The 23320-nt window shown below is 71.4% G+C and carries 27 protein-coding genes; 16 read left to right on the forward strand and 11 right to left on the reverse strand.

Features of this window, described 5'->3' with window-relative positions; genetic code table 11:
* Positions 1-464 precede the first annotated feature (464 nt).
* Positions 465-1622 carry an amidohydrolase family protein gene (locus Air01nite_RS31400; protein ID WP_203706970.1) on the reverse strand — a complete coding sequence of 386 codons (1158 nt, stop codon included), beginning with the start codon at positions 1620-1622 and terminating at the stop codon, positions 465-467.
* Positions 1623-1624: 2 nt separating this feature from the next.
* Positions 1625-1909, reverse strand: coding sequence for a GNAT family N-acetyltransferase (locus Air01nite_RS31405; RefSeq protein WP_203706971.1), 285 nt, complete (start codon positions 1907-1909; stop codon positions 1625-1627).
* 17 nt (positions 1910-1926) lie between these two features.
* Between Air01nite_RS31405 and Air01nite_RS31410 the strand changes: the two genes are divergently transcribed.
* The 9 genes from Air01nite_RS31410 to Air01nite_RS31450 all read left to right on the forward strand — a co-directional run bounded on the left by Air01nite_RS31410 (position 1927) and on the right by Air01nite_RS31450 (position 7974).
* Positions 1927-2844: a phosphotransferase gene (locus Air01nite_RS31410; protein ID WP_203706972.1), complete on the forward strand. Its 918-nt coding sequence runs from the start codon at positions 1927-1929 to the stop codon at positions 2842-2844.
* A gap of 40 nt (positions 2845-2884) precedes the next feature.
* Positions 2885-3214, forward strand: coding sequence for a hypothetical protein (locus Air01nite_RS31415; protein ID WP_203707000.1), 330 nt, complete (start codon positions 2885-2887; stop codon positions 3212-3214).
* 37 nt (positions 3215-3251) lie between these two features.
* Complete coding sequence (locus tag Air01nite_RS31420) at positions 3252-4073, forward strand: DUF1206 domain-containing protein (protein ID WP_203706973.1); 822 nt, start codon at positions 3252-3254, stop codon at positions 4071-4073.
* A gap of 124 nt (positions 4074-4197) precedes the next feature.
* Entirely contained in the window at positions 4198-4662 is a 465-nt protein-coding gene (locus Air01nite_RS31425) for a phage holin family protein (RefSeq protein ID WP_203706974.1), read from the forward strand.
* Positions 4659-5009, forward strand: a complete 351-nt coding sequence (locus Air01nite_RS31430) for a DUF3618 domain-containing protein (RefSeq protein WP_203706975.1) — start codon at positions 4659-4661, stop codon at positions 5007-5009. Before Air01nite_RS31425 ends, Air01nite_RS31430 begins: the two co-directional genes overlap by 4 nt.
* A gap of 37 nt (positions 5010-5046) precedes the next feature.
* Positions 5047-5319, forward strand: a complete 273-nt coding sequence (locus tag Air01nite_RS31435) for a DUF4235 domain-containing protein (protein ID WP_203706976.1) — start codon at positions 5047-5049, stop codon at positions 5317-5319.
* Positions 5320-5355: 36 nt separating this feature from the next.
* Complete coding sequence (locus tag Air01nite_RS31440; protein WP_203706977.1) at positions 5356-6057, forward strand: LppX_LprAFG lipoprotein; 702 nt, start codon at positions 5356-5358, stop codon at positions 6055-6057.
* Positions 6035-7603 (forward strand): MFS transporter, encoded by a 1569-nt coding sequence (locus tag Air01nite_RS31445; protein ID WP_203706978.1) that lies wholly within the window; start codon positions 6035-6037, stop codon positions 7601-7603. Before Air01nite_RS31440 ends, Air01nite_RS31445 begins: the two co-directional genes overlap by 23 nt.
* A gap of 167 nt (positions 7604-7770) precedes the next feature.
* Complete coding sequence (locus tag Air01nite_RS31450; RefSeq protein WP_007075740.1) at positions 7771-7974, forward strand: cold-shock protein; 204 nt, start codon at positions 7771-7773, stop codon at positions 7972-7974.
* Positions 7975-8075: 101 nt separating this feature from the next.
* On the opposite strand, the gene Air01nite_RS31455 is transcribed toward Air01nite_RS31450, so the two are convergent.
* Positions 8076-8285 (reverse strand): hypothetical protein, encoded by a 210-nt coding sequence (locus Air01nite_RS31455; protein WP_203706979.1) that lies wholly within the window; start codon positions 8283-8285, stop codon positions 8076-8078.
* 4 nt (positions 8286-8289) lie between these two features.
* Positions 8290-9270, reverse strand: coding sequence for an aldo/keto reductase (locus tag Air01nite_RS31460; RefSeq protein WP_203706980.1), 981 nt, complete (start codon positions 9268-9270; stop codon positions 8290-8292).
* Between the two features lie 95 nt (positions 9271-9365).
* Here Air01nite_RS31460 and Air01nite_RS31465 point away from each other — a divergent pair, with 95 nt between their 5' ends.
* Together Air01nite_RS31465 and Air01nite_RS31470 are read left to right on the forward strand one after the other, a co-directional pair.
* Positions 9366-10154 carry a trans-aconitate 2-methyltransferase gene (locus Air01nite_RS31465; protein WP_203706981.1) on the forward strand — a complete coding sequence of 263 codons (789 nt, stop codon included), beginning with the start codon at positions 9366-9368 and terminating at the stop codon, positions 10152-10154.
* On the forward strand, positions 10151-11167 hold the full coding sequence (locus Air01nite_RS31470) for an adenosine deaminase (protein WP_203706982.1): 1017 nt from the start codon (positions 10151-10153) through the stop codon (positions 11165-11167). Before Air01nite_RS31465 ends, Air01nite_RS31470 begins: the two co-directional genes overlap by 4 nt.
* Before the next feature lies 1 nt (position 11168).
* Here Air01nite_RS31470 and Air01nite_RS31475 read toward each other — a convergent pair whose 3' ends face one another.
* The 5 genes from Air01nite_RS31475 to Air01nite_RS31495 all read right to left on the reverse strand — a co-directional run bounded on the left by Air01nite_RS31475 (position 11169) and on the right by Air01nite_RS31495 (position 15964).
* Positions 11169-11768, reverse strand: coding sequence for a hypothetical protein (locus Air01nite_RS31475; protein ID WP_203706983.1), 600 nt, complete (start codon positions 11766-11768; stop codon positions 11169-11171).
* A 43-nt stretch (positions 11769-11811) separates the two neighbouring features.
* A complete protein-coding gene (locus tag Air01nite_RS31480; RefSeq protein ID WP_203706984.1) occupies positions 11812-13176 on the reverse strand; it encodes a HAMP domain-containing sensor histidine kinase in 1365 nt (454 codons plus the stop codon).
* Between the two features lie 29 nt (positions 13177-13205).
* Complete coding sequence (locus tag Air01nite_RS31485) at positions 13206-13895, reverse strand: response regulator transcription factor (RefSeq protein ID WP_203706985.1); 690 nt, start codon at positions 13893-13895, stop codon at positions 13206-13208.
* A 91-nt stretch (positions 13896-13986) separates the two neighbouring features.
* A complete protein-coding gene (locus Air01nite_RS31490; protein ID WP_203706986.1) occupies positions 13987-14376 on the reverse strand; it encodes a nuclear transport factor 2 family protein in 390 nt (129 codons plus the stop codon).
* A 112-nt stretch (positions 14377-14488) separates the two neighbouring features.
* On the reverse strand, positions 14489-15964 hold the full coding sequence (locus tag Air01nite_RS31495) for an MFS transporter (RefSeq protein ID WP_203706987.1): 1476 nt from the start codon (positions 15962-15964) through the stop codon (positions 14489-14491).
* A 153-nt stretch (positions 15965-16117) separates the two neighbouring features.
* Here Air01nite_RS31495 and Air01nite_RS31500 point away from each other — a divergent pair, with 153 nt between their 5' ends.
* Positions 16118-16681, forward strand: coding sequence for a TetR/AcrR family transcriptional regulator (locus tag Air01nite_RS31500; RefSeq protein ID WP_203706988.1), 564 nt, complete (start codon positions 16118-16120; stop codon positions 16679-16681).
* Here Air01nite_RS31500 and Air01nite_RS31505 read toward each other — a convergent pair.
* Positions 16678-17823 (reverse strand): class I SAM-dependent methyltransferase, encoded by a 1146-nt coding sequence (locus Air01nite_RS31505; RefSeq protein ID WP_239091095.1) that lies wholly within the window; start codon positions 17821-17823, stop codon positions 16678-16680. The genes Air01nite_RS31500 and Air01nite_RS31505 overlap by 4 nt on opposite strands.
* A gap of 95 nt (positions 17824-17918) precedes the next feature.
* Here Air01nite_RS31505 and thrS point away from each other — a divergent pair, with 95 nt between their 5' ends.
* Genes thrS through Air01nite_RS31520 form a run of 3 tightly spaced genes read left to right on the forward strand, consistent with a single transcriptional unit; the run spans position 17919 to position 21538 of the window.
* Positions 17919-19925 carry a threonine--tRNA ligase gene (gene thrS, locus Air01nite_RS31510; protein WP_203706989.1) on the forward strand — a complete coding sequence of 669 codons (2007 nt, stop codon included), beginning with the start codon at positions 17919-17921 and terminating at the stop codon, positions 19923-19925.
* Positions 19925-20443, forward strand: a complete 519-nt coding sequence (locus tag Air01nite_RS31515; RefSeq protein WP_203706990.1) for an HIT family protein — start codon at positions 19925-19927, stop codon at positions 20441-20443. Before thrS ends, Air01nite_RS31515 begins: the two co-directional genes overlap by 1 nt.
* A gap of 24 nt (positions 20444-20467) precedes the next feature.
* The gene (locus Air01nite_RS31520) at positions 20468-21538 is read left to right on the forward strand and encodes a CapA family protein (protein ID WP_203706991.1); all 1071 of its coding nucleotides are present in this window, start codon (positions 20468-20470) and stop codon (positions 21536-21538) included.
* A gap of 52 nt (positions 21539-21590) precedes the next feature.
* Here Air01nite_RS31520 and Air01nite_RS31525 read toward each other — a convergent pair whose 3' ends face one another.
* Positions 21591-22439 (reverse strand): NAD(P)H-binding protein, encoded by an 849-nt coding sequence (locus Air01nite_RS31525; protein WP_203706992.1) that lies wholly within the window; start codon positions 22437-22439, stop codon positions 21591-21593.
* 51 nt (positions 22440-22490) lie between these two features.
* On the opposite strand from Air01nite_RS31525, the gene soxR reads away from it, so the two are divergent.
* Positions 22491-22943: a redox-sensitive transcriptional activator SoxR gene (gene soxR, locus Air01nite_RS31530; protein ID WP_203706993.1), complete on the forward strand. Its 453-nt coding sequence runs from the start codon at positions 22491-22493 to the stop codon at positions 22941-22943.
* The last annotated feature ends 377 nt before the right edge of the window (positions 22944-23320 follow it).

The following is a 23320-nucleotide window of genomic DNA, read 5'->3' on the forward strand; positions in this document are numbered from 1 at the left end:
TGCGAGCCCGTGCGGGATGTGCCTGAGCTTGGGCGGCGGGTTCTAGGAGTTCGAGCCGCGATCCACCAGGTCCGCCGACCCGGTGCTGCGGGCTTCTGGGGTGGACGAGGACGACCTTGACGCCGGACCTGGGCGGTGGGCCACCGTTCGCGGGCTGTGATCCCAGACCATGATCATGTGTGGCTCATCTGGAAGGTCGGAGGCCGCACCGCTGATCGTGTGCACCGGGTCTGGTCGACACGCCGTGTGGGCACACGACCGGCCGCACATGATCACGGCCTGGGCGTCCAGCCGTGCCGACCAGCCGCACACGATCACGCGGGCGTCTCGTCGTCCCGGTCGGCCGCATCCGATCACGAACCGGCCGTGCCCCGCCGCCGCACCGCACGTGAGGATCCATCACGAGTCGAAGACCCCGCCAAAGCTCAACCTACGGCGACCACCGACCGCTCGGCATCGATCGTCTAGCGCACCCGGACGCCCGACCGGAAGACCGCTTGGACCTCGCGGAGCGCGGTGATGTCCGTGGTGGGGTCGCCGGTGACGACCAGCAGGTCCGCGTCGTAACCCGCCGCCACCCGGCCCTTCGTCGCGCCCACGCCGCAGGCCGCGGCCGCGTCGGCGGTCACCGCGCGCAGCGCCGCTTCCGGCCCGTCGCCGAAGAGCAGGAACATCTCGGCGGCGTACGGGAGCACGTCGTGCGGTTTCGACGGGTCGATGCCGGCGTCGCTGGTGACGATCATCCGCACCCCGGCGGCGCGCTGCCGCGTGAAGATCGCCGTCAGCGTCGCCGAGATGGCCGCCGTGCGCGGGGCCACCGGCCGGCCCGGCAGGTAGCCCAGCGTGGCCGAGACCACCGACCGGCTCGCCGCCAGCTTGGCGATCACCGCGTCGTCCGCAGCCGCGCCGTCCTCGGTGAGGAACGAGCCGTGTTCGATCGTGTCGAAACCCGCGTCCACCGCCGCCGCGATCGCGCCCGCGCTGTGTGCGTGCGCGGCCACCGGCAGGCCGTGCCGGTGTGCCTCGTCCGCCGCGGCGGCCAACTCCGCCGGCGTGAACTGCGGCAGGTAGGGCTTGGTGCCGAGGGTGATCTCGCCGCCCGTGGCCAGCACCTTGATCACGTCGACGCCGTGTGCCGCGTGGTCGGCCACCGCGGCCCGGATCGCCGCCTCGCCCGAGACCTCGCCGCCGAGCCACCAGCAGTGGCCACGCGGGCTGGTCAGGGGCGGGCCGGCGGAGAGCACCAGCGGCCCGGACTCCGGCGACCGGTCCAGCTCCGCCCGCAGGCGGCGGGCCACGTAGCCGCGGTCGCCGAGATCCCGCACCGTCGTGATGCCGGCGCGCAGCGCCCGGCCGGCGGCGACCCGGGCGCCGGCGAGCAGGTCGTCGTCGGACACCGACCGCAACCGGCCGACCGCGTCGTCGCTCGCGTCGAAGACCAGGTGGGTGTGCGCGTCGACCAGGCCCGGCAGCAGGGTGGCGTCACCCAGGTCGAGGACCTCGGTGTCGGCAGGCGACGCACCGTGCGCCACACCGACCACGGTGCCGGACTCGACGTACACGATGGGGTTCTTGGTGGTTCGGGTCCCGTCGAAGAGGCGGGCGGCACGGATCGCGAGCATCGTCAGTCGCTGGCCAGGAGGTCCTGGTATTCCGGGTGCTTGTCGATGTAGCCGGCAATGAACGGGCACTGCGCGTAGACCCGCAGCCCCCGCGACCGCGCCTCGTCGAGCACCGTGCGGGCCAGCTTGCTGCCCAGGCCCTTGCCCTCGAAGCGGGGGTCGATCTCGGTGTGGGTGAAGGTGATCGCGCCGTCGCGCAGACGGTACGCGGAGAAGCCCGCCACCTCGCCGTCGGCGGAGATCTCGAAGCGGTGTTTGCCGGGATTGTCGTTGACCACTGATTCCACGCCTACAGTTCTACCTCGTGATCAGTCCACTGCGATCCCTGCTCGCTCCCGCCGACGTCGCCGCGTTGGTCGCCGACGCCTACGGCCTCCGGGTGGACGCCGTCGCGCTGCTGCGCACCCTCGTCAACGACGTCTACCGGGTCGAAACCGGCCATGGCCCGCTGGTGTTCAAGCTCTACCGGCACGGCCGCGACGTGAGCGAGGTCGCATGGGAGGCACGCCTCGCTGCTGACCTGCACGACCGCGGGGTGCCGATCGTCCGCGCCGTGCCCCGCGAGCACGGCGAGCCGGCGGGCACCCTCGCCGCGCCCGAGGGGGAGCGGGCCTACCTGCTCTGGGAATGGGCACCGGGGGCGCTGCCGGGCGCGGCGTTCGACGACCGGCTCGCTGCCGGGTTCGGCCGGACCGTCGCCGCCTTCCACGCCGCCGCCGACGCGGGCGGCCCACAGCCGGCGCCCGTCCGCCGCGGTGTGCTCGGCCCGGTCCTCGACGACCTGCGTGCGGTGGTCGAGCCCGCCGACCGCGAACTGCTCGACGTGCTCGCGGCCGCGTTCCCCGAGAAGATCGTCGCCGAGGACCTCGACCGCGGGATCTGCCACGGCGACGTCTCGCTCGACAACGTGCATCTCGACGGCGGCCGGCTGGTGCTCTACGACCTCGACCGTGCGGCCGACGACTACCGCGCCGCCGACCTGACCGGCGTCGCGACCACGCCCTGGTGGCCGGCGTTCCTCGCGGGCTACCGCACCGTGCGCCCGTTCGGCGACGCGGACCTCGCGGCCCTGCCCTGGCTCACGGTGCGCGACCTGATCGCCAACCTGCATTTCCACCTGGTCGACAAACCCACGTTCCGGGGCACGGACTCGATCGGCGAAGGCTGGGCCGACCGCGAGCTGTCCGCCCTGCGTGCAGCCGCCGGACGCCTCCTCGCTTAGTCCGGGGTGGACCGCGTTCCGTACCCTTGGCCGGGTGAATATGCGACGAACGACCGTGAGCCTTCTCGCGGCGCTCGCCCTCGGCGGCGCCCTCCTCGCCGGCTGCAGCTCCGAAGGAGCCTCCACCAACTGCGGCCTCGACCAGTGCACCGTCACCTTTGACCGGGGTGTCCAGGGCAACGCCAGCATCCTCGGTGTGGAGGCCAAGTTCGTGCAGGCCGACGCCAACACCGTCACCCTCGAGGTGGCCGGTGAGCAGATCTCGTTGACCACCGGCGGCCAGGCCGTCGACGTCGGCGGCCTGCAGGTCTCGCTGTCGTCCATCACCGACAACGAGGTGTCCGTCCAGATCGCGCGCAACCCCGGCTGACGTTTGAAAAGCTGACGTGGCGGTCACATTGACCGCCATGTCAGCAGTCAGTCGCGCGGAGGCCACCGCCTCCAAGGCCGCCAACAACCCGGCCCTCGAAGCTCTCACCCGGGCCGGTTTCATCGGCTACGGGATCGTCCACCTGCTGTTCGCCTGGCTGGCGCTGCAGATCGCGTTCGGCAAGCCGGCCGCCGAGGGCGACCAGTCCGGCGCGCTGATGACGCTCGCGCAGCAGCCGATGGGCAAGGTCCTCGTCGTCGCCATCGCGGTCGGGCTGCTCGCCATGGCGATCTGGCAGCTCTCCGAGGCGCTGATCGGTCACCACGACGAGCAGGGCAAGCGGCGGGTCCTCGAACGGATCGCGTCGGCGTTCCGCACGATCGTCTACGCCTACTTCGCGTACACCGCCTGGAAGGTCTTCAAGGGGTCGCCGGCCTCGTCCGCCGACACCCAGCAGCAGAAGACGCAGGACCTGCTGGGCAGCGGCGGCGGGCGGGCCGTCGTGATCATCGCGGGTCTGGCACTGGCCGGGCTCGGCATCGGGCTCGTGGTCTACGGGTTCAAGAAGGCGTTCAAGCGCCACCTCAAGACCGGGCAGATGGCGCCGAAGACCCGCCAGGTCGCGCTCCGGCTCGGGACGGCCGGCTACGCCGCCAAGGGCGTCGCGTACGGCATCGCCGGCGTGTTGTTCGTCGTCGCGGCGGCCACCTACGACCCGTCGAAGGCGCGCGGCCTCGACGCCGCCCTCGAAACCCTGCGCGGCCAGGCGTACGGCGCTATCCTCCTCACTCTGATCGCTGTCGGAATTGCCGCTTTTGCGCTGTTCTGCTTCCTGCAGTCGAAGTACCGCAAGGTCTGACAGACTGATCATCGGATATGTCCGTTCCGCGGTGTATCCACCACGCACCTGTGACTCGCACCGGACACGAGGATTGACCGGCGCGGGCGCGGGGCATACGAAAGCCTCGTGAGAGGAGGCCGCGATGGTCGACGCACGCAACGCCGCCGCACCGCCCCGTGCCGACGCCGACCCGTCGACGGGGGAGCTGGTGCAGCGCGCCACCGAACAGATGTCCCGGCTCGTCCGTGACGAGCTGGCGCTGGCCAAGGCCGAGCTGACGCAGAAGGCCAAGCACGCCGGCATCGGCGCCGGGCTCTTCGGGGGCGCCGCCGGCCTCGCCTACTTCGGCATCGCGGTGCTGATCGCCACCGCCGTGATCGCCATCGACATCGTGCTGCCGCTCTGGCTGGCGGCGCTGGCCGTCGGTGGCTTCCTGCTGATCCTCGCCGGCCTCTTCGCGGTGGTCGGCCGCGGCCAGGTCAAGCGGGCCACGCCGCCCGTGCCGGCCGACGTCACCGAGGGTCTCAAGGCCGACCTCCAGACCGTCAAGGACGGTTTCCGGAACAATGGGAACGGCCACCGCAGCGGCGGAGGTGCTTCGCGATGACGGCATCGGGCAACGGTCACGGCCACAGCAACGGCAGCACGTCGTCCGACCCGGCCGAGCTCCGGGCGGAGATCCGGCGCACGCGCGCCGAGCTGGGCGAGACCGTCCAGCTGCTGGCCGCCAAGGCCGACGTCAAGGCGCGGATGAGGAGCTCGGCGTCGCAGGCCCGCGACCGGTTCCGGGCCCGGGCCAGCACCACGGCGGCGCGGATGCGGGACACCAACGGCGGCCGGTCGGGGGGCCAGGCCGGCCTGCGCCCCAATCCGGTGCCGGTAGCCACGCTGATCGGCGTCGCGGCGAGTGCCGTGGCTGTCATCCTGTTGGTGATGCGTAGGCGTCGCCGCTGAGTCAGGGCGCGCCACAGGTTCTACGGGGGGAACCAAAGTGTCCAAGCAGATCAGCAAGGCCAACTACAAACCCGCGTCGATCGTGCTCGGGCTCGCGGCGGGCACGCTGTCCGGCATGGTGTTCCAGCGGGTCTGGTCCATGACCATGCACAGCTCCGCGCCGCACGCGATCGACGAGGACCGCGGCTGGGGCGAGATCCTGCTGGCGGCCGCGCTGCAGGGCGCGATCGTGGCGATGATCCGGGCGTCGATCGACCGGGCGGGCGCGACCGGCGTCCGTAAGTTCACCGGCCACTGGCCACACGACTAACGCGGCAGGAGGGCTCGGGATGAGTAGCATCCCGGTATGCGCCCTCCCCGCACATTCATCATTGCCGTCCTCTTGGCGGCGCTGGCCTCGGTCAGCGCCTGTGGCGACGACGGCGACGGCAACGCCGCCGCGGGCGACCCCAACCTGCCCGCGGCCTCGACGCTGCTGCCGGCCGCGGCCGCCAAGATGCGCACGATCACGTCGGCCGCGTTCGACATCACGACCGAAGGGGACACCGGCGCGCTGCCGATCAAGTCCGCCAAGGGCGCGATCGACAACACCGGCACGGCTCAGGGCACCGCGACGCTGGAGCAGGTCGGCATGCCGATCGAGCTGCAGTTCGTGGCCAAGGACGGCTTCATCTACGTCAACGGCCTGACCGGCGGCTGGCAGAAGATCCCGCTGGCCCAGGCCGCCGCGCTCTACGACCCGACCGCGATCCTCGATCCGGCCAAGGGCATCGGCGCGGTGCTCTCGTCCGCACAGGGCACCACGAAGGGCAAGGAGACCCTGGACGGTGCCGAGCACTACGTGGTCGACGCGACCTTCAACGGCGGCGCGATGGCCGGCCTGGTGCCGGGCGTGAGCGGCGACGTGCAGGGCACCGTCTGGATCGGCGTCGCGGACTCGCTGGTCCGCCAGCTCCGGTTCGTCGTGCCCGGCGACGGCAAGGGCACCGTGACCATCAAGTTCAGCGACTTCGACAAGCCCGTCGATGTCACCGTCCCCGCCGTCTAGGCGCAGCCGCCTCGCCCTGTCCGCGGGCGGGGTGGCGGTGCTGCTGGCGGCCCTCGACGCGTACGTGGTCGTGACGCTGCTCGTCGAGATCATGAAAGACCTGGCCGTGCCGGTGAACCGGCTGGAGCGGATCACCCCGGTGGTCACCTGCTACCTGCTCGGCTATGTCGCCGGCATGCCGCTGCTCGGCCGCCTCTCCGACCGCTACGGCCGGCGCCTGGTGATCCAGGTCTGCCTGGCCGGCTTCGCCGTGGGCTCGCTGGTCGCCGCGCTCGCACCCGGCCTGGTCACGCTGGCCATCGGGCGCGCGGTGCAGGGGCTGGCCGGCGGCGCGCTGCTGCCGGTCACGATGGCGTTGGCCGCGGACCTCGTGGTCCGCCAGCGCCCGCTGGCGCTCGGCCTGGTCGGCGCCGCGCAGGAGTTGGGCAGCGTGCTGGGCCCGCTCTACGGCGCCCTGATCGCCGCGGTCGCCGGCTGGCGCGGCGTCTTCTGGATCAACCTGCCGCTGGCCGCGCTCGTCGCCTTCGCGGTGCACCGCGGCCTGCCCGGCCGCCACGACGAACGGCGGGAACGCCAACCCGTCGACGTGGTCGGCGGCCTGCTGTTGGCCGTGGCGCTGGGGCTGCTCGTGGTGGCCCTCTACAACCCCGACCCGCAACGCGCCGTGCTGCCGAGTTGGGGCCTGCCGACGCTGGGCGCCGCGGCCGCGGTGGGCGTCGTGTTCGTCGTCTGGGAGGCCAAGGCCCGCACGCGGCTGCTCGACCCGGTCGGTGCCCTGCTGCGCCCGTTCTCGGCCGCGTTGGTGGCCAACCTGCTGGCCGGCGCCGCGCTCATGGTCACGCTCGTCGACGTGCAGCTGTTCGCGCAGACCGCGCTCGGCCGCGACGGCCTCGACGGCGCGCTGGTGCTGACCCGGTTCCTGGTCGCGCTGCCGGTCGGCGCCGTGCTCGGCGGGCTGCTCACGCGGCGGCTCGGCGAGCGCGTGGTGACCTTCGCCGGTCTGGCATTGGCCGCGGTCGCGTACCTGTTGATCGCGAACTGGCCCGCGGACCTCGCGGCGGCGCGGTTCGGGCCATTGCCCCGGATGGATACCGACCTCGTGCTCGCGGGTCTCGGACTCGGGCTGGTCATCGCGCCGCTATCGGCGGCGGTGCTGCGCGCGGTGCCCAGTGCGCAACATGGAATCGCTTCGGCCGCGGCGGTGGTCGCCCGAACGGTGGGGATGCTCGTCGGTTTGGCCGCGCTGACCGGCTGGGGTCTGCACCGTTTCCAGGAGCTGACCGCCGACCTCGTGCCACCGCTCGGGTTCGGTGTGGACGCCGCGACGCAGGCGCGCCGCATGGCCGACTACCAGGCCGCGGTCGCGGCGGCGCTGCGCCAGGAATACCGCGAGATCTTCCTGGCCACGGCCGTGCTCTGCGGGCTGGGAGCGCTCGTGGCGCTCGCGCTGGCAGGGCGACACGTCGATGCGCCTGAGCCGGTCGTGGCCATTCCGGTATCGAACTCCGACGCCGCAGATCACATGTCGGAGAAATTCGTCGGGTAGGCTATGCGGAGTTTTTCGGTACGTGGTTTGCTGGTCCCCGCTGTTGATGAGACATCGGGGTTGAGAGACCTCCTTCGTTGAGATGGAGGCCGACTCAGGCGCCGCTGCTCGAAAACGGCCAACCGGCCGCACGGCGTTCGGCCGCCAGTTTCGACAAGGAGATACACATGGCGCAGGGAACCGTGAAGTGGTTCAACGCAGACAAGGGCTTCGGCTTCATCACCGTCGACGGCGGGGGTGCTGACGTGTTCGTCCACTTCTCGGCCATCCAGACCAGCGGCTACCGCACGCTGGAGGAGAACCAGCGGGTGGAGTTCGAGATCGCGCAGGGCCAGAAGGGCCCGCAGGCCGAGCAGGTCCGCCCCATCTGACGTTTCAGGAACCAGACGTGACGGGCCGGCGCCAGCCGGCCCATGGAGTAGGTTGAGCCCCTCTCGCCGACCGGCGCGTGGGGCTCGACTTTTGGTGGTGCTCACCGCTGCTGTCGCCTCGCCTTGTTGCGGGCGCGCAGACCCACCACCAGCAGCACGAGGCCGATCCCGGCCACCACCGGCCCGATGATCGCCCAGACGTCGTCGCCGGACATCACGCTGCCCCGCAGGTGACCGAGGCCCTGCAGGGTCCACACCAAACCGACGACGACGGCCAGCAGGCCGAGCGTGAGCCGGAACCAGCCCCTCATGCGGTCACCACCGGTCGTGGACCGCCGGCCGGATGAGCGCGTCATACGTTTCGCGTACCCCGGCCAGCGCTTCCGGCGTCAGCGGCGGCAGTGCCGCCGTGGCCAGGTTGCCGCGGGCCTGTTCGGGGCCGCGCGCGCCCGGGATGACCACGGTGACGCCCGGCTGATCGATCACCCAGCGCAGCGCGAACTGGGCCATCGTCGTGCCGTCCGGCACGTACTGCCGCAGCCGCTCGACCGCGCGCAGGCCGGTCGCGAAGTCGACGCCCGAGAACGTCTCACCGACGTCGAACGACTCGCCGTGCCGGTTGTAGGTGCGGTGGTCGTCGGCCGCGAACGTCGTGCTGGCGTCGTAGCGGCCGGAGAGCAGCCCGCTGGCCAGCGGGACGCGGGCGATGATGCCGACGCCGGCGGCTGCCGCGGCGGGCAGCACCCGGTCGAGCGGCTTGAGCCGGAACGCGTTGAGGATGATCTGGACACTGGCCACGTGCGGCCGCGCGATCGCGGTCAGCGCCTGGTCCACCGTCTCCACGCTGACGCCGTACGCCGCGATCGCGCCGTCCTCGACCAGCGCGTCGAGCGCGTCGAAGACCTCGTCGTCGGCGAACACCGCGGTCGGCGGGCAGTGCAGCTGCACCAGATCGAGCCGCTCGACACCGAGGTTGACGCGGGAGCGGTCGGTCCACGCCTTGAAGTTGGCGGCCGTGTAGTTGGCCGGCTCCTGCGGCACGCGGCGGCCCATCTTGGTGGCCACCATGATCTGTTCCGGTCGGCGTCGCAGGAACTGCCCGATGAGCTGCTCGCTGCGGCCGTCGCCGTAGACGTCCGCGGTGTCGACGAAGGTGGTGCCCGCGTCGACCGCGGCGTCCAGGGTCGCGAACGCGTCGTCGGCGCTGACGTCGCCCCAATCGGCGCCGAGCTGCCAGGCACCGAGGCCCACTACGGAAGCGTCGCGGCCGATCCGGCCGAACTGGCGGTGTTCCACGAGGGGAACCCTATCTGGAACGTTTAAAGGCCCTTGCCGGCGGTACCGCCCAGTCCCTAGTCTGTAGCAAGACGTACGTACGGTTTGGAGGCATCATGTGGGACCCCGCGGTCTACGGCCGGTTCGGTGACGAGCGCTCCCGCCCCTTCCACGAGCTGGTCGCCCGGATCCCGGCCGAACGGCCGCGCCAGGTCGTCGACCTCGGCTGCGGCCCCGGCACGCTGACCGCGACGCTGGCCGCCCGCTGGCCGGACGCGCTGGTCCGCGGCATCGACTCGTCGGCCGAGATGATCTCGTCCGCCCGCGCGCTCGACGTGCCGGTCGACTTCGCGCTCGGCGACCTGCGTGACTTCGTGCCCTCGCCCGGCGTGGACGTCGTGGTCTCCAACGCGGCGCTGCAGTGGGTGCCGGGCCATCTCGCGCTGCTGCACCGCTGGGCGGGCGCGCTGGCGAACGGTTCGTGGCTCGCCTTCCAGGTGCCCGGCAACTTCTCCTCGCCGGCCCACGACGCGCTCTACGAGCTCGCCGACGCGCCGCGCTGGAAGGAGACGCTGGGCGGGGTCGTGCGGCGGATGCCGGTGCCCTCCGCGGCCGAGTACGCAGTGGAGCTGACCTCGGCGGGCTGCGCGGTGGACGCCTGGGAGACTGAGTACGTGCACCTGCTCCCCGGCAACGCCGCCGACCACCCCGTCCTCGCGTGGCTCGAGGGCACGGCGCTGCGCCCCGTCCGAGCCGCGTTCGGCGCCGACGAGGCCGGCTGGGCCGCCTACCGGGGCGAGCTGGGTGAGCGGCTGGCGGCGGCCTATCCGGTCAGCCACGACCGCGCGTTCTTCCCCTTCCGCCGCGTCTTCGTGGTGGCGCAGACCCAAGGAGCTTCCTGGTGACCGACCTCGCCGCATTCATCGCCTGCCTGCCCAAGGTGGAGTTGCACGTCCACCACGTCGGCTCCGCCTCGCCGCGGATCGTCTCCGAGCTGGCAGCGCGGCACGCCGGCAGCACGCCGGTGCCGACCGACATCGACGCGCTCGCGTCCTATTTCGAGTTCCGGGACTTCGCGCACTTCATCGAGATCTACCTGTCGGTGGTCGATCTGATCCGGGAGCCCGAGGACGTCCGGATCCTGACGTACGAGGTCGCCCGCGAGCTGGCCCGGCAGCAGGTCCGCTACGCGGAGCTGACCGTCACGCCGTACTCGTCGATCCGCCGTGGCATGCCGGCGCCGGAGTTCTGCGCCGCGATCGAGGACGCGCGGCTGGCCGCCGAGAAAGAGCTCGGCATCGTGCTGCGGTGGTGTTTCGACATCCCCGGCGAGGCGGGGCTGCCGGCGGCCGAGGAGACCCTGCGGGTCGCCCTCGACGAGCGCCCCGACGGTCTGGTCTCGTTCGGGCTCGGCGGCCCCGAGGTGGGCGTGCCGCGCGCGCAGTTCAAGCCCTACTTCGAGAAGGCGCGGGCGGCCGGCCTGCGCCTGGTGCCGCACGCCGGTGAGACCACGGGCCCGGAGACGATCTGGGACGCGGTGCGCGAGCTCGGCGCCGAACGCATCGGCCACGGCATCTCCGCGGCCCAGGACCCGTCGCTGATGGCGTATCTCGCCGGGGAGGGGATCACGCTGGAGGTCTGCCCGACCTCCAACGTCCGCACCCGCGCGGTGGCGAGCCTCGCCGAGCACCCGCTGCCGACCCTGGTCGCGGCCGGCGTGCCGGTGACGATCAACTCCGACGACCCGCCGATGTTCGGCACGACCCTCAACGACGAGTACGCGGTCGCGGCCCGCCTCCTCGACCTGGACGCGGCCGGCGTGGCCCGCCTCGCGGTCGCGGCGGTCGACGCCTCGTTCCTGCCGGCGGCCGAGAAGACGCGGATCACCGCGGAGATCGACGCGTACGCCGCCGCCTGAGTCACCTCTTGGCGGTTGCCTTGGGTGTCTTGCGGCGGGCGGCCGCGGCGGCCTCGGCGCGTTCGGCGTCGCGGCGGCGGCGCAGCAGCACGGCGATGATCAGGCAGACCAGGCCGCCGACGGCCGCCACCGCGATCAGCAGCCACGCGGTGGTGTTGCCGCCGCCGGCGCTCTCGTCCGCGGGGGCCGACGCGGCCAGGGGAGTGGGCGCGTCGCAGTTGGTCTGCTGCGTGTTGTTGCTGGTGCCGACCTGGAACTTCGCGTTGCAGGTGCGGGCGATCGGCGGCCCGAACTCGACGGTGACGTCCCACGCGCCGGCCCGCAGCGTGCTCATGTAGACGAGCGTGCCGGGCGCCGACGACTGCACCATCTTGGCCGGCTCCACCGCAGTGCCGTCGGCCTCCTTGGCGGTCAGCGTGGCGTCGACGAACCCCTCGTTCGTGTGCCCGTCCGCATAGGTCACGGTGACCCACACGGACCCGCGACCGTCGTGGTTGACGGTGATCTTCGCGCCACCGTGCGCGAACGCCGGCGCGGGCCAGAGCACCAGAGCGAGAACGGCGGCGAGCAGAGGACCGGCGGCGCGGCGGCTGAGCTTCACCGCGCCAGTATCGCCGCCGGTCGATCGTTGTGGAAGGGGAGGATTATTCGCCGCGCTTCTGGCGACGGCGGGCGGCGGGCTCGCGGGCCAGGCGGCCGACCAGGCCGAAGCGGCTGACCTGCTTCTCCGGTGCGTCCGGGTCGCGCAGCAGCATGACCACGCTGGCGCCGCCGAGCTGGGCCCGGTCGATGCTGACCGAGCCGTTGGCCTGCAGCGTGACCCGCTTGGCGATGTCGAGACCCAGGCCGGTCGAGCCGCGGTCGCTGGCACCGCGGCGCAGCGCGCGCTCCGGGTTGGCGATGCCGGAGCCCGCGTCGTCGACCCGGACCGCGACGTAACCGTCCCGGCGCGAGATCGCGACCTCGAACGCCGTGCTCTGCGGCGTGTAGCGGAACACGTTGCCGATGATCGCGTCGATCGCCGCGGCCAGCTCGGCCCGCGGCACCGGCACCTGGATGCGGGTGTGCGCGCCGACCACCCGGTGCGGGCGGTTCTGGTCGTCGGCGAGCTGCGACCAGAACACCATCCGCTCGCGGACGACCTCGCTGGCGTCGCAGCTGCCCGGGCCGACGTCCTGCGAGATGGTCTTGCGGGTGGTCTTGATCAGCACGTCGATCTCGCCCTCGAGCGTGACGATCGCCTGCCTGATCCGGCGGATCGTGCGCCGCCGGTCGAGCTCGGCCTCGCTGAACGAGCCGATGCTGGTGTCGTCGGAGTCGAGGGCGTCGGCGTCGAGGCGCAACACCGTCAGCGGCGTACGCAGCCGGTGCGACAGGTCGGCGACCAGCTCGAACTCGTCGGTGCGGGTGACGCTGAGCCGTTCGGCCATCCGGTTGAAGGCGAGCCCGGCCTCCGCCAGCTCGCGCGGGCCGCTGGGTCGCACGCGGGTCGTCAGGTCGCCGTCGCCGAGCCCGACCGCCGCGTTGGCCAGCGTGCGGGCCGCGCCGACCGCCCGGCCGGCGATCCGGTCGACCACGATCACGGTGACCACGACCAGGGCCAGCGCGATCCCGAACAGCAGCAGCCAGGTCTGCTCGGAGCCGCCGGCGAGGGCCTTGTCGGCGACGAACACCTCGATGACCGCGATCCGGTTGCCGACCTTGACCGGCTCGAGCCGCAGCGCGCCGCCGTCGACGTCGACCACGATCGGCTGGTCGCCCGCGGACGCGCGCTCGATGTCGACGCCTGCGGCCCGCGACTTGGCGCCGGCCTCGACCCCGTGCACGTGGATGTCGCCGCCGGCCGCCTGGATCGCGGTGTCGAGTCGCTCGGCCTCGGTGGTCACGGCGAGCGCACCGGCCACGATGCCGCTGCGCCGGGCAGCCTCGGACAGCGCGTCCTCGCGGTTGTCGCGCTGGATCGCGATGCCGAGCGGAATGAGGAACGCGAGGGCGACGACCGTGGTCATGCCGGCCGCGAGCGCGGCCAGCGCCGGCCTCAGTCGGGGGCCACCAGCCGGAACCCGACCCCCCGCACGGTGCGCAGGTAGCGGGGTTTCGCCGCGGACTCGCCCAGCTTGCGGCGGAGCCAGTACAGATGGACGTCGATCGTCTGATCCTCGCCGACGGACGGCTGGCGCCATACCTCCTCCAACAACTCCCGGCGGGAGACTACCCGGCCCGGGCGTGCCGCGAGGTAGGCCAACAGGTCGAACTCTTTGCGGGTCAGCGCGAGCGCCTCGCCGTCGAGCTGGGCGCTGCGCTCGCCGACGTCGACGCGCAGGCCGCCGACCTCGTGCACCGCCGGCGCGACGGTGCGGCTGGCCCGGCCCACCCGCCGCAGCACGGTGGTGATCCGGGCGTCGAGATGGGCGCCGGTGAACGGTTTGACCATGTAGTCGTCGGCACCGGCCCGCAGCAGCCGCACGATGCCCTGCTCGTCGTCGCGCGCCGTGGCGATGATGATGGGCACGTCGGTGATGCCGCGGAGCATGCGCAGCGCGTCGGCGCCGTCGAGGTCGGGCAGACCGAGGTCGAGCACGACGAGGTCGGGCGTCTCGGCGGCGACCCGGCGCAGGGCGTCGAGTGCGGTGCCGACCGCGTGGACCGCGTGCCCGCGGTCGGCGAGGGACCGCAGCATGGCGCCGCGTACGACATGGTCGTCTTCGACCAGGAGGACCGTGGCCACGTGAAGAACCTACTGCCCTTGGCAAGTCGGGGGGCGGGCACACTGTCCGTCATCCATACGGCTACGTCCGATTCGCCGGACTTAGACCGTCTTATTCGGACATAACAGTCTGGTCGCCTGGCGAGAACGGCCATTCCTCGAATTCCCGACATCGCCCGTCGGGGGCGAACCGGAGGACCCACAGGTCGCGGTACTCGTGCGGCACCGGCTCGGCGTAGCGCACCTCGAGCCGGACGACCGCCGTGTCGCCGTCGACCGCCAGCACCTCGGGGGCCATCGTGAACGGCTCGGCGGCACTGTCCCGCTCCGCCTCCCACATGACGGCGATCGCGGGCAGGCCGACGACCGGCTCCGCGTACGGGCCCTGCTTGTAGCGGGCGTCTCCCGTGAAGATCTCGGCCAGCCCCTCGGTGCCGGGCGTGCGCCACAGCCGCTCGTACGCCTCGACCCAGTCGGCAACCCGGCCGCGTGAACCATCCATGCGGGCATCTTTCCGCAAGCAACGGTCCGTTATTAACGCTTTTCGCATAGGAACGGTCCGTTCTTAACACCACTCTGGGCGAGGCGTTAAAAACGGACCGTTCCTTGCGCGGCTACGCCGGTTCGACGACCACGTGCGGCTCTGGCTGTGCGGCCGGTCGGCGGACCGAGCGGAAGCTCAGGGCCACCACGACCAGGCCGGCCGCGATCACCACGGAGGCCACGTTGGCCACGTTCATGCCGTGCACGAAGGTCGCCGCGTCCGTCGTACCCGCCGCGCCCGCCGGTCCGACCGCGGCACCGAACACCGCGATCAGCACCGCGAGCCCGAGGGTCGCGCCGACCTGCTGCATGGTCTGCAGCACGCCGCCGGCGACGCCCGCGTCGCGCGGCTCCACCGATCCCATGATCACCGGGGTCAGCGGCACGAAGATCAGGCCGCCGCCGAGGCCGAGCAGGAACATCGGGCCGAGCAGCGATCCCGCGTACGAGCTGGTGGTGTCGAGCTGCGTCAGCCAGGCCAGGCCCGCGATCATCAGCGGCGCGCCGGTCAGGGCGAGCGGGCGCGGGCCGATCCGGTGCAGCACCCGCGGCACGACCCGGCTGATCAGGAAGACGGAGCCGGCCATCGGCAGGAACGCGAGGCCGGTCGCCAGCGGCCCGAAGTGCAGCACGATCTGCACGTACTGGGTCAGGAAGTAGAACGCCGACATCATCGCCGCGGGCGCCAGCATGAAGCCGATGTAACCCACCGCCCGGTTGCGGTCCTTGAAGAGCCGCAGCGGTACGAGCGGCTGCGCGGACCGCATCTGGATGGCGAGGAACGTCACCAGCAGGACGGCGCCGAGCCCGAGCGCGGTCAGCGTCTGCCCGGCCGACCAGCCGTGGGTGGAGGCGTGGATGAAGCCGTAGGTCAGGGCGCCGATGCCGAGCGTCGCGGTGGCCGCGCCGGGCCACTCCAGGCGGCCCGGGTGGCGCTGCGGCTCCCGGACGTGCCGGGGCGCGAGCAGCACCGCGGCGATGCCGAACGGCACGTTGATGAACAGCACCCAGCGCCAGGACAGCACGTCGGTGAGGACGCCGCCGAGGATCAGGCCGATCGCGAAGCCCGCGCTGGCCATCGCCGAGAGCAGCGCGAGCGCCCGGATCCGCTGGCGCGGCTCGGTGAACGTGGTGGAGATCAGGGCGATCGTGTTGGGGCCGGCCATCGCCGCGCCGATGCCCTGGACGACCCGGGCGACCAGCAGCCAGGTCGCGGACGTGGCGAGACCGCCGGCCAGCGACGCGACCGTGAACAGCGCGATGCCGGCTATGAACAGCCGCCGCCGGCCGAGGATGTCGCCGGCCCGGCCGCCGAGCAGGAGCAGACCGCCGAAGGTCAGCGTGTACGCGTTGATCACCCAGGACAGCCCGGCGGTGGAGAAGCCGAGGCCCTCCTGGATGTGCGGCAGCGCGACGTTCATGACCGTGCCGTCGACGACCAGCATGAGCTGGCACGCCACGATGATCAACAGCGCGAGCCGGCCCGGTGCGCGGGCCTCGGTGCCGGCGCTGCTCACGATCGCCGGCGTTGACGTTTGCGTGGACAAGGTTCTCTTCCCCCGAGGAGAGGCATGGAAGCGGAGATCGTCTCCGCTTAGCTCGTGAGCTAGCATATGGAGGACGTCTCCGATTTCGCAACACTATCCGGAGACAGTCTCCGGAAATAGTGTGGTGCCACACAGTGACCAGGGGAGGAAGCGGTGACGACTGAGCGTCCCTTGCGCGCCGACGCGCGCCGCAACCGGGAACGGGTCATGGCGGCCGCCCGGGAGACCTTCGCCGAGCACGGCGAGAAGACGACGCTCGACGAGATCGCCCGGCGGGCCGGGGTCGGCCCGGGCACCCTCTACCGACACTTCCCCGACCGCGAGACACTGCTCGCGACGGTCTACCGCGCCGACATCGAGGTGCTGGCCGAGCGTGGCCGGGCCCTGGCCGAGGAATATCCGCCCGGCGAGGCGTTCGCCCGCTGGCTGCGGCTGCAGTTCGACCACATCAAGGCCAAGCGGGGCGTGGGCACGGCGGTCAAGCGGATGCTCGGCACCGGCTCACCCACGATGCTGGAATGCAAGGCGCTGATGCGCGACGCCGCCGGCGACCTGCTCGAGCGCGCGCAGGAGACCGGCGAGATCCGCAAGGACGTCGACCCGGACGACGTCCTGCGCCTGGTGCACGGCGTGGTGCTGGCGACCGAGACCGTCCCCGAGATGGCCGACCGACTGCTCGGCTTCGTCCTGGACGGTCTGCGGCCCCCGCAGCCCTAAGGCATCTTCAGCACCCAGCGGTACGCCTGGACCAGCCCGGTGTCGAAGCCGGCCGCCGAGCCCCAGAGGAACAGCCGGAACCGGCGGTAGAGCGGCTCGCCCCAGCGGGCCACGATTTCGTCGCGCCGCTCGTCGAGGCGCTTGGCCCACTCGCGGCAGGTCAGGTAGTAGTTGTGCCGGTCGTCGTCGATGCTGATCAGCTCGAACGGCGACCGCGCGACGTGGCGCAGGTATTGGTGCAGCAGCAGCGGCGCCGAGTTGCCCGGGTAGATGTAGCGCTTCATGAACGTCGAGATGCCGTGCTTGCGGCGCATCGCCAGCGCGTCCAGATAGACCTTGCCGCCGGGCTTGAGCAGCTCCGCGTACTTCGCCAGCGTGGTCTTGTAGTCGGGCAGGTGCTCGGTGACGCCCATGTTGACGATCGCGTCGAACTTCTGGTCGCTCTGGTAGCCGAAGATGTGCTGGCGCACCACGTTCACCGGCAGTTGTTCACGGGCGAACAGGTCCTTGAGATAGCGCTCCGACTCGACCGCCAGTGTGGTGGTCGTCACGTCGATGCCGCGCCGGGCGGCGTGCTCCGAGAACGCGCCCCAGCCGCCGCCGACCTCCAGCACCCGGTCGCCGGGCTTGACCTCGATCGCCTCGAGCGCGAGGTCCATCTTGCGGGTCATCGCGTCTTCCAGCGGCTCGTCGTCGCTGGCGAAGACGCCCTCGGTGTAGCAGCGGTGCCGGGTGTCGAGGAAGGTCAGGAAGAACTCGCTGTCCTCGTCGTAGTGCTGCGAGATGGCCTGCCGGTCGTTCTCCTTGCGCCCCTGGAACAGGGCGGCCGGGGTGAACCGGGACAGGTAGGCGATCGGGTGGAAGTCGTTGAAGAACTTGCGCATCTTCAGGGCCGCGGCCAGGTCGCCGTCGACGTCGAGCCAACCCTGCAGGTAGGCGATCGCGACGCCGAGCTGGTCGAGCGAGCCGAGCGCCTTGGCGGCGCGCGGGTCCTTGACGGTGAGGGTGAAGACGGGGTCGCCGGTGCCGAGCACCTGCGGGGATCCCCCGGCCGGCACGACGGCGAACGGCACGACCGGCTCGGTCGCGGAGAACGACTGGTAGCGGCGCTTGAGGGCCGAGATCATGTCCGACGGGCTCACGGGCTGAATGTAACCCCCTTCTCCGGCTGATCGCAGCGTCGCCAGGCGTGATGACTAGCATTTACCCAAACGTCCTTCGACCGAGGAGATCCGCCGTGTCCGCATCCCGCACCCTCGCCGTGGCCGACCCTGTCGTCGTCGCCGCGGGGACGACGGCGGCCGACGCGGTGGCCGCGGCCGGCCTGCCGATGAACGGGCCCAAGGCGATCGTCGTCGTGCGCGACGCCGAGAGCCGCCTGCGCGACCTCGACTGGGTGCCGGCGGTCGACACGACGGTGACCCCGGTGGCGATCGACGAGCCCGACGGCCTCAACGTGCTGCGGCACTCGACTGCGCACGTGCTCGCGCAGGCCGTGCAGGACGTCTTCCCCGAGGCCAAGCTCGGCATCGGACCGCCGATCGACAACGGCTTCTTCTACGACTTCGACGTGGCCAAGCCCTTCCAGCCCGACGACCTGGCCAAGCTCGAGAAGCGCATGCAGGAGATCGTCAAGTCCGGGCAGCGGTTCCGCCGCCGGGTGTTCGCCTCGCCTGCCGACGCGCGGGCGGAGCTCGCCGACGAGCCCTACAAGCTGCAGCTCGTCGACATCAAGGGCACCGGCGAGCTCGACTCCGAGGAGACGGTCGAGGTCGGCGGCGGCGAGCTGACGATCTACGACAACGTCGACGCGGACAGCGGCAAGACCTGCTGGTCCGACCTGTGCCGCGGCCCACACCTGCCGAGCACCCGGCTCATCGGCGCGTTCAAGCTGATGCGCTCGGCGGCGGCCTACTGGCGCGGATCCGAGAAGAACCCCCAACTGCAGCGGGTGTACGGGACGGCGTGGCCGACCCGCGACGCGCTGAAGGCGTACCTGAAGCTGCTCGAAGAGGCCGCCCGCCGCGACCACCGCAAGCTCGGCGCGGACCTGGACCTCTTCTCGTTCCCCGACGAGATCGGCTCGGGGCTCGCGGTGTTTCACCCCAAGGGCGGGATCATCCGGCGCGAGCTGGAGCACTACTCGCGGCTGCGGCACGAGGAGTCCGGCTACGAGTTCGTCAACAGCCCGCACATCACCAAGGGCCATCTGTTCGAGACGTCCGGGCACCTGCCGTACTACAAGGACACGATGTTCCCGCCGATGCAGCTCGAAGGCGCGGAATACTTCCTGAAGCCGATGAACTGCCCGATGCACAACCTGATCTTCAAGGCGCGCGGGCGGTCCTACCGGGAGCTGCCGCTGCGGCTGTTCGAGTTCGGCACGGTCTACCGCTACGAGAAGTCGGGCGTCGTGCACGGCCTGACCCGGGTGCGCGGCCTGACGATGGACGACTCGCACATCTACTGCACCCGGGAGCAGATGCCCGGCGAGCTGCGGTCGCTGCTCGCGTTCGTGCTCGACCTGCTGCGCGACTACGGCATTTCCGACTTCTACCTGGAACTGTCCACTCGCGACGATTCGCCGAAGTTCATCGGCGACGAGGCCGACTGGGCCGAGGCGACCGCGCACCTCGAGTCGGCGGCCCGCGACTCCGGCCTGGAGCTCGTGCCCGACCCGGGCGGCGCCGCGTTCTACGGTCCGAAGATCTCGGTGCAGGCCCGTGACGCGATCGGCCGCACCTGGCAGATGTCGACGATCCAGGTCGACTTCAACCAGCCCGCGCGGTTCGGGCTGGAGTACCAGGCGGCGGACGGCACCCGGCAGCAGCCGGTGATGATCCACCGGGCGCTGTTCGGCTCGATCGAGCGGTTCTTCGGCATCCTGACCGAGCACTACGCGGGCGCGTTCCCGGCGTGGCTGGCACCGGTCCAGGTGGTCGGCATCCCGATCCGCGACGACCACGCCGACTATCTGCAGGCTTTCGTCTCCGCTCTGCGGGCCGAGGGGATCCGGGCCGAGGTCGACACCTCCGACGACCGGATGCAGAAGAAGATCCGCACGGCGCAGCAGCAGAAGATCCCGTTCATGGCGATCGCCGGCGACGACGACGTGTCGGGTTCGACGGTCTCGTTCCGCTACCGCGACGGTTCGCAGCGCAACGGTGTGCCGCTGGCGGAGGCCGTCGCGCACGTCGTTTCGGTCGTGCGGTCGCGTACGAACGAGTCGCCGTCGGCGTCCTGATGGCCGGCCCCGGCACGCCGGACGGACTGGACCGGCTCTGGACGCCCCACCGCCTCGAATACATCACGGGCGGTGGGGACAAGTCCGGCGAGGGGTGCCCGTTCGACCGGGCGCCCCATTTGCCGGCTGACGAGAGCCTGGTGGTGGCCCGCGGCAAGGTGGTCTACGCGGTGCTCAACCTGTACCCGTACAACCCTGGTCATCTGTTGATCTGCCCCTACCGCCACGTCGCCGACTACACGGACCTCACCGACGACGAGGTGGCGGAGGTGGCGTCGTTCACCCAGGACGCGATGCGCACGATCCGCCGGGTGAGCGGCGCGCACGGCTTCAACATCGGCCTCAACCAGGGCTCGGTCGCCGGCGCCGGCATCGCGGGCCACCTGCACCAGCACGTGGTGCCGCGCTATGGCGGCGACGCCAACTTCATGCCGATCGTGGGGCAGACAAAAGTGCTGCCGCAGCTCTTGACGGACACCCGGGACCTGCTCTCGGACGCCTGGGGGACTGGAAACTGAGCGTTTCTCTCGTACCCTCTCGCCATGAGACGTGGGTGGGCGGCGGTCGTGCTGGTGGCGGCGTTGACCGCCGGGTGTGCCGGCGAGGCGGCCGGTGACCCTCGGTGGCGGGACTCCGTCGCCTCGTCTCCGTCAGCCGCTCCTTCCTCCGCTGCTTCGACTCCGGCGCCGCCGGCGGAGCTGACGCTCGCGTTCGCCGGGGACGTCCACTTCACGGGGCGGACGCTGGGTCTGCTCGACGACCCGGCCACGGCGTTCGGAAAGATCAGTTCGACGCTCTCGGACGCGGACCTGACGATCGTCAACCTGGAGACGGCGGTGACGGGCCGGGGCACACCGGAGCCGAAGCGGTTCCACTTCCGCGCGCCGGACAGCGCCTACGCGGCGTTGCGCGCCGCGGGCATCGACGCGGCGTCGGTGGCGAACAACCACGCGCTGGACTACGGCCGGTTGGGCCTGCTCGACACGCTGACGTCGGCCGCCGAGGCGGAGTACCCGATCTTCGGAGCGGGCCGAACCGCGGACGAGGCCTATGCCCCGTGGCTGACCGAGATCAAGGGTGTCCGCATCGCGGTCCTGGGCATGTCGCAGGTGGGCGAGCTGTCGGCGGAATGGAAGCCGACGGCGACCCGCCCAGGTGTGGCGATGGCCTTCGACGCCGCGCGCGCGACCGCGGCGGTGAAAGCGGCGCGGGCCAAAGCGGACCTGGTCATCGTCTTCATGCACTGGGGCGTGGAGGGCAGCTCGTGCCCGAGCGGCCAGATGAAGACGTTCGCGCAACGGATGTCCGGGGCAGGCGCGGACATCGTGCTGGGCACGCACGCCCACACGCTGTTGACGGACGGCTGGCTGGACTCGACGTATGTCCACTATGGTCTTGGCAACTTCCTGTGGTACGGCAACTCGCACAGCACCGACTCGGGCGTCCTGAAACTGACGGTCCGCGGCCGGTCGGTCGTCGACAAGACGTTCCTGCCGGCAACGGTCTCGGGCACAGGCCAACCGGTCCTGGTCTCCGGGGCGGCGAAGAAGAAGATCGAGGACAAGCTGCGCGTGGCGTCCAGGTGCACGGGCCTGTCCGACGCCCCGGCCTGACACGAGACGGCGCGGCCGCTCGCCTCGTCGACGGCCACATCGCGCGTGGGGGTCAGGCGCTGAAGTCCGCGACGTGGTCCGCGGCCCAGCGTCGGAAGGAAAGGGCCGGGCGGCCGAGGATGTCCTCGACGTCGCTCGTCACGGGCTCGGGGTGGTCGACCAGCGACGCCCAGTAGGCCAGGGCGTTGTCGGCCCACTCCGGCGTCGCCCAGGCGGTCATCGCGGCCCGTGCCTCGTCGTGCGGCTGCTCGGTGACCTCGATCCGGCGACCGATGGCGTCGCCGATCGCGGCGACCTGGTCGGCCTGGCTGACAGCCGCAGGCCCGGTGAGCACATAGGACCGTCCGACGTGCTTCTTGCCCTCTGTGAGCGCGGCGGCGGCGACAGCGGCAATGTCCGCCTCGTGGACCAACGACCGTCGCGCACCCGGGTAGGGGATGCGAACCGGCTCGCCGGCCCGCACCGCTGGTGCCCAACCGAGCGTGTTGGTGGCGAGCCCACTCGCGCGCAGGAACGTGTGACCGAGCCCGGCGTCGACCACGGCCTGCTCGACCTCGCCCCAGACCCCGATCGTGCGGCGGTTGTCGTCGGTGACCTGCAGGGCCGAGACGTACACCACATGCCTGACGCCGCCCTTGGCCAGCGCGTTGACCACGCCGTCAATCCCGTCAGCGTCGAGCGAGGGCCAGAGCAGGAAGACCCGGTCGACTCCGCCGAGCGCGGCCGCGAGCGAGCCCGGTTCGCCGAGATCACCACGGACGACGTCGGTGCCGGGCGGGAGCAACGCGGCGGCCCGGCGGGCGAACACCCGCAGCGGTTGGCCGTGAAGGAAATCGACAAGCCGCCGCCCGATGTTCCCGGTGCCGCCGATGACAAGGATGGTGCCGTTCAGGTCCGTCATGCCACCACCCTCAAACCTCAACATTTGTTCAAGTCAAGCTAGGCTGGCCGGGTGCCACCCGCGAAGGAGCTGACGATCGGGGACCTCTCGGCCCGCAGCGGAGTCCCACAGTCGGCGCTGCGCTTCTACGAGCGCCAGGGTCTGATCTCCAGCCGCCGCACGACGGGCAACCAACGCCGCTACGACCGCACCACGCTGCGCCGCATAGCCTTCATCCGCGCCTCACAACGGGCAGGCATCCCGCTGGCTCAGGTAGGCGAGGTCCTCGGCTTCCTACCGGAAGGCCAACCGCCAACCCGCGAGTTCTGGCTACGAGCCTCAGAATGCTGGCGCGAGGCCCTGGACGACCGAATCGCCCAACTCCAACGCATGCGCGACCGCTTCACCACCTGCATCGGCTGCGGCTGCCTCTCCTTCGACGAATGCGCCATGGTCAACCCGAACGACGAACTCAGCGCCCGCGGCCCCGGCGCCCACCTCCTCGAGGCCCGCCCAACCCGCTGACCACCCTGCGCCTCCCTAACCGCGGGCAACGCCGGCCAACGTGACACATACGCCGCGGCCCCGACGCGCGCGCCGTCGTGGCCCGCGTCGACCACCTGCGCGGCTCCCCAAAGCGCGGGCTGCGCCCACCAGCGTCCCGCGCCTAACGGCGACGCTTCCGCTGCGGCACGGCCCCCACCTCCTGCGCGGCACGCGTCGTGTGTTGGCTGCGGCAGGGCGGCCCAAAGTGCGGGCTTCGCCTGCCAGCGGGCCGTTCGTAGCGGCGAGAAGCCTCGCCCCGGCGCCTGCGGCGCTCGCCTCGTGGCCAGCGTGCCGCGTCGACCGCCGCGGCGGCCTCAAAGAGCTGCGTCCACCAGTGGCCCGCGCCTAACAGCGGC

The organism is Asanoa iriomotensis, assembly GCF_016862515.1.
Taxonomy (GTDB): Bacteria; Actinomycetota; Actinomycetes; order Mycobacteriales; family Micromonosporaceae; genus Asanoa; species Asanoa iriomotensis.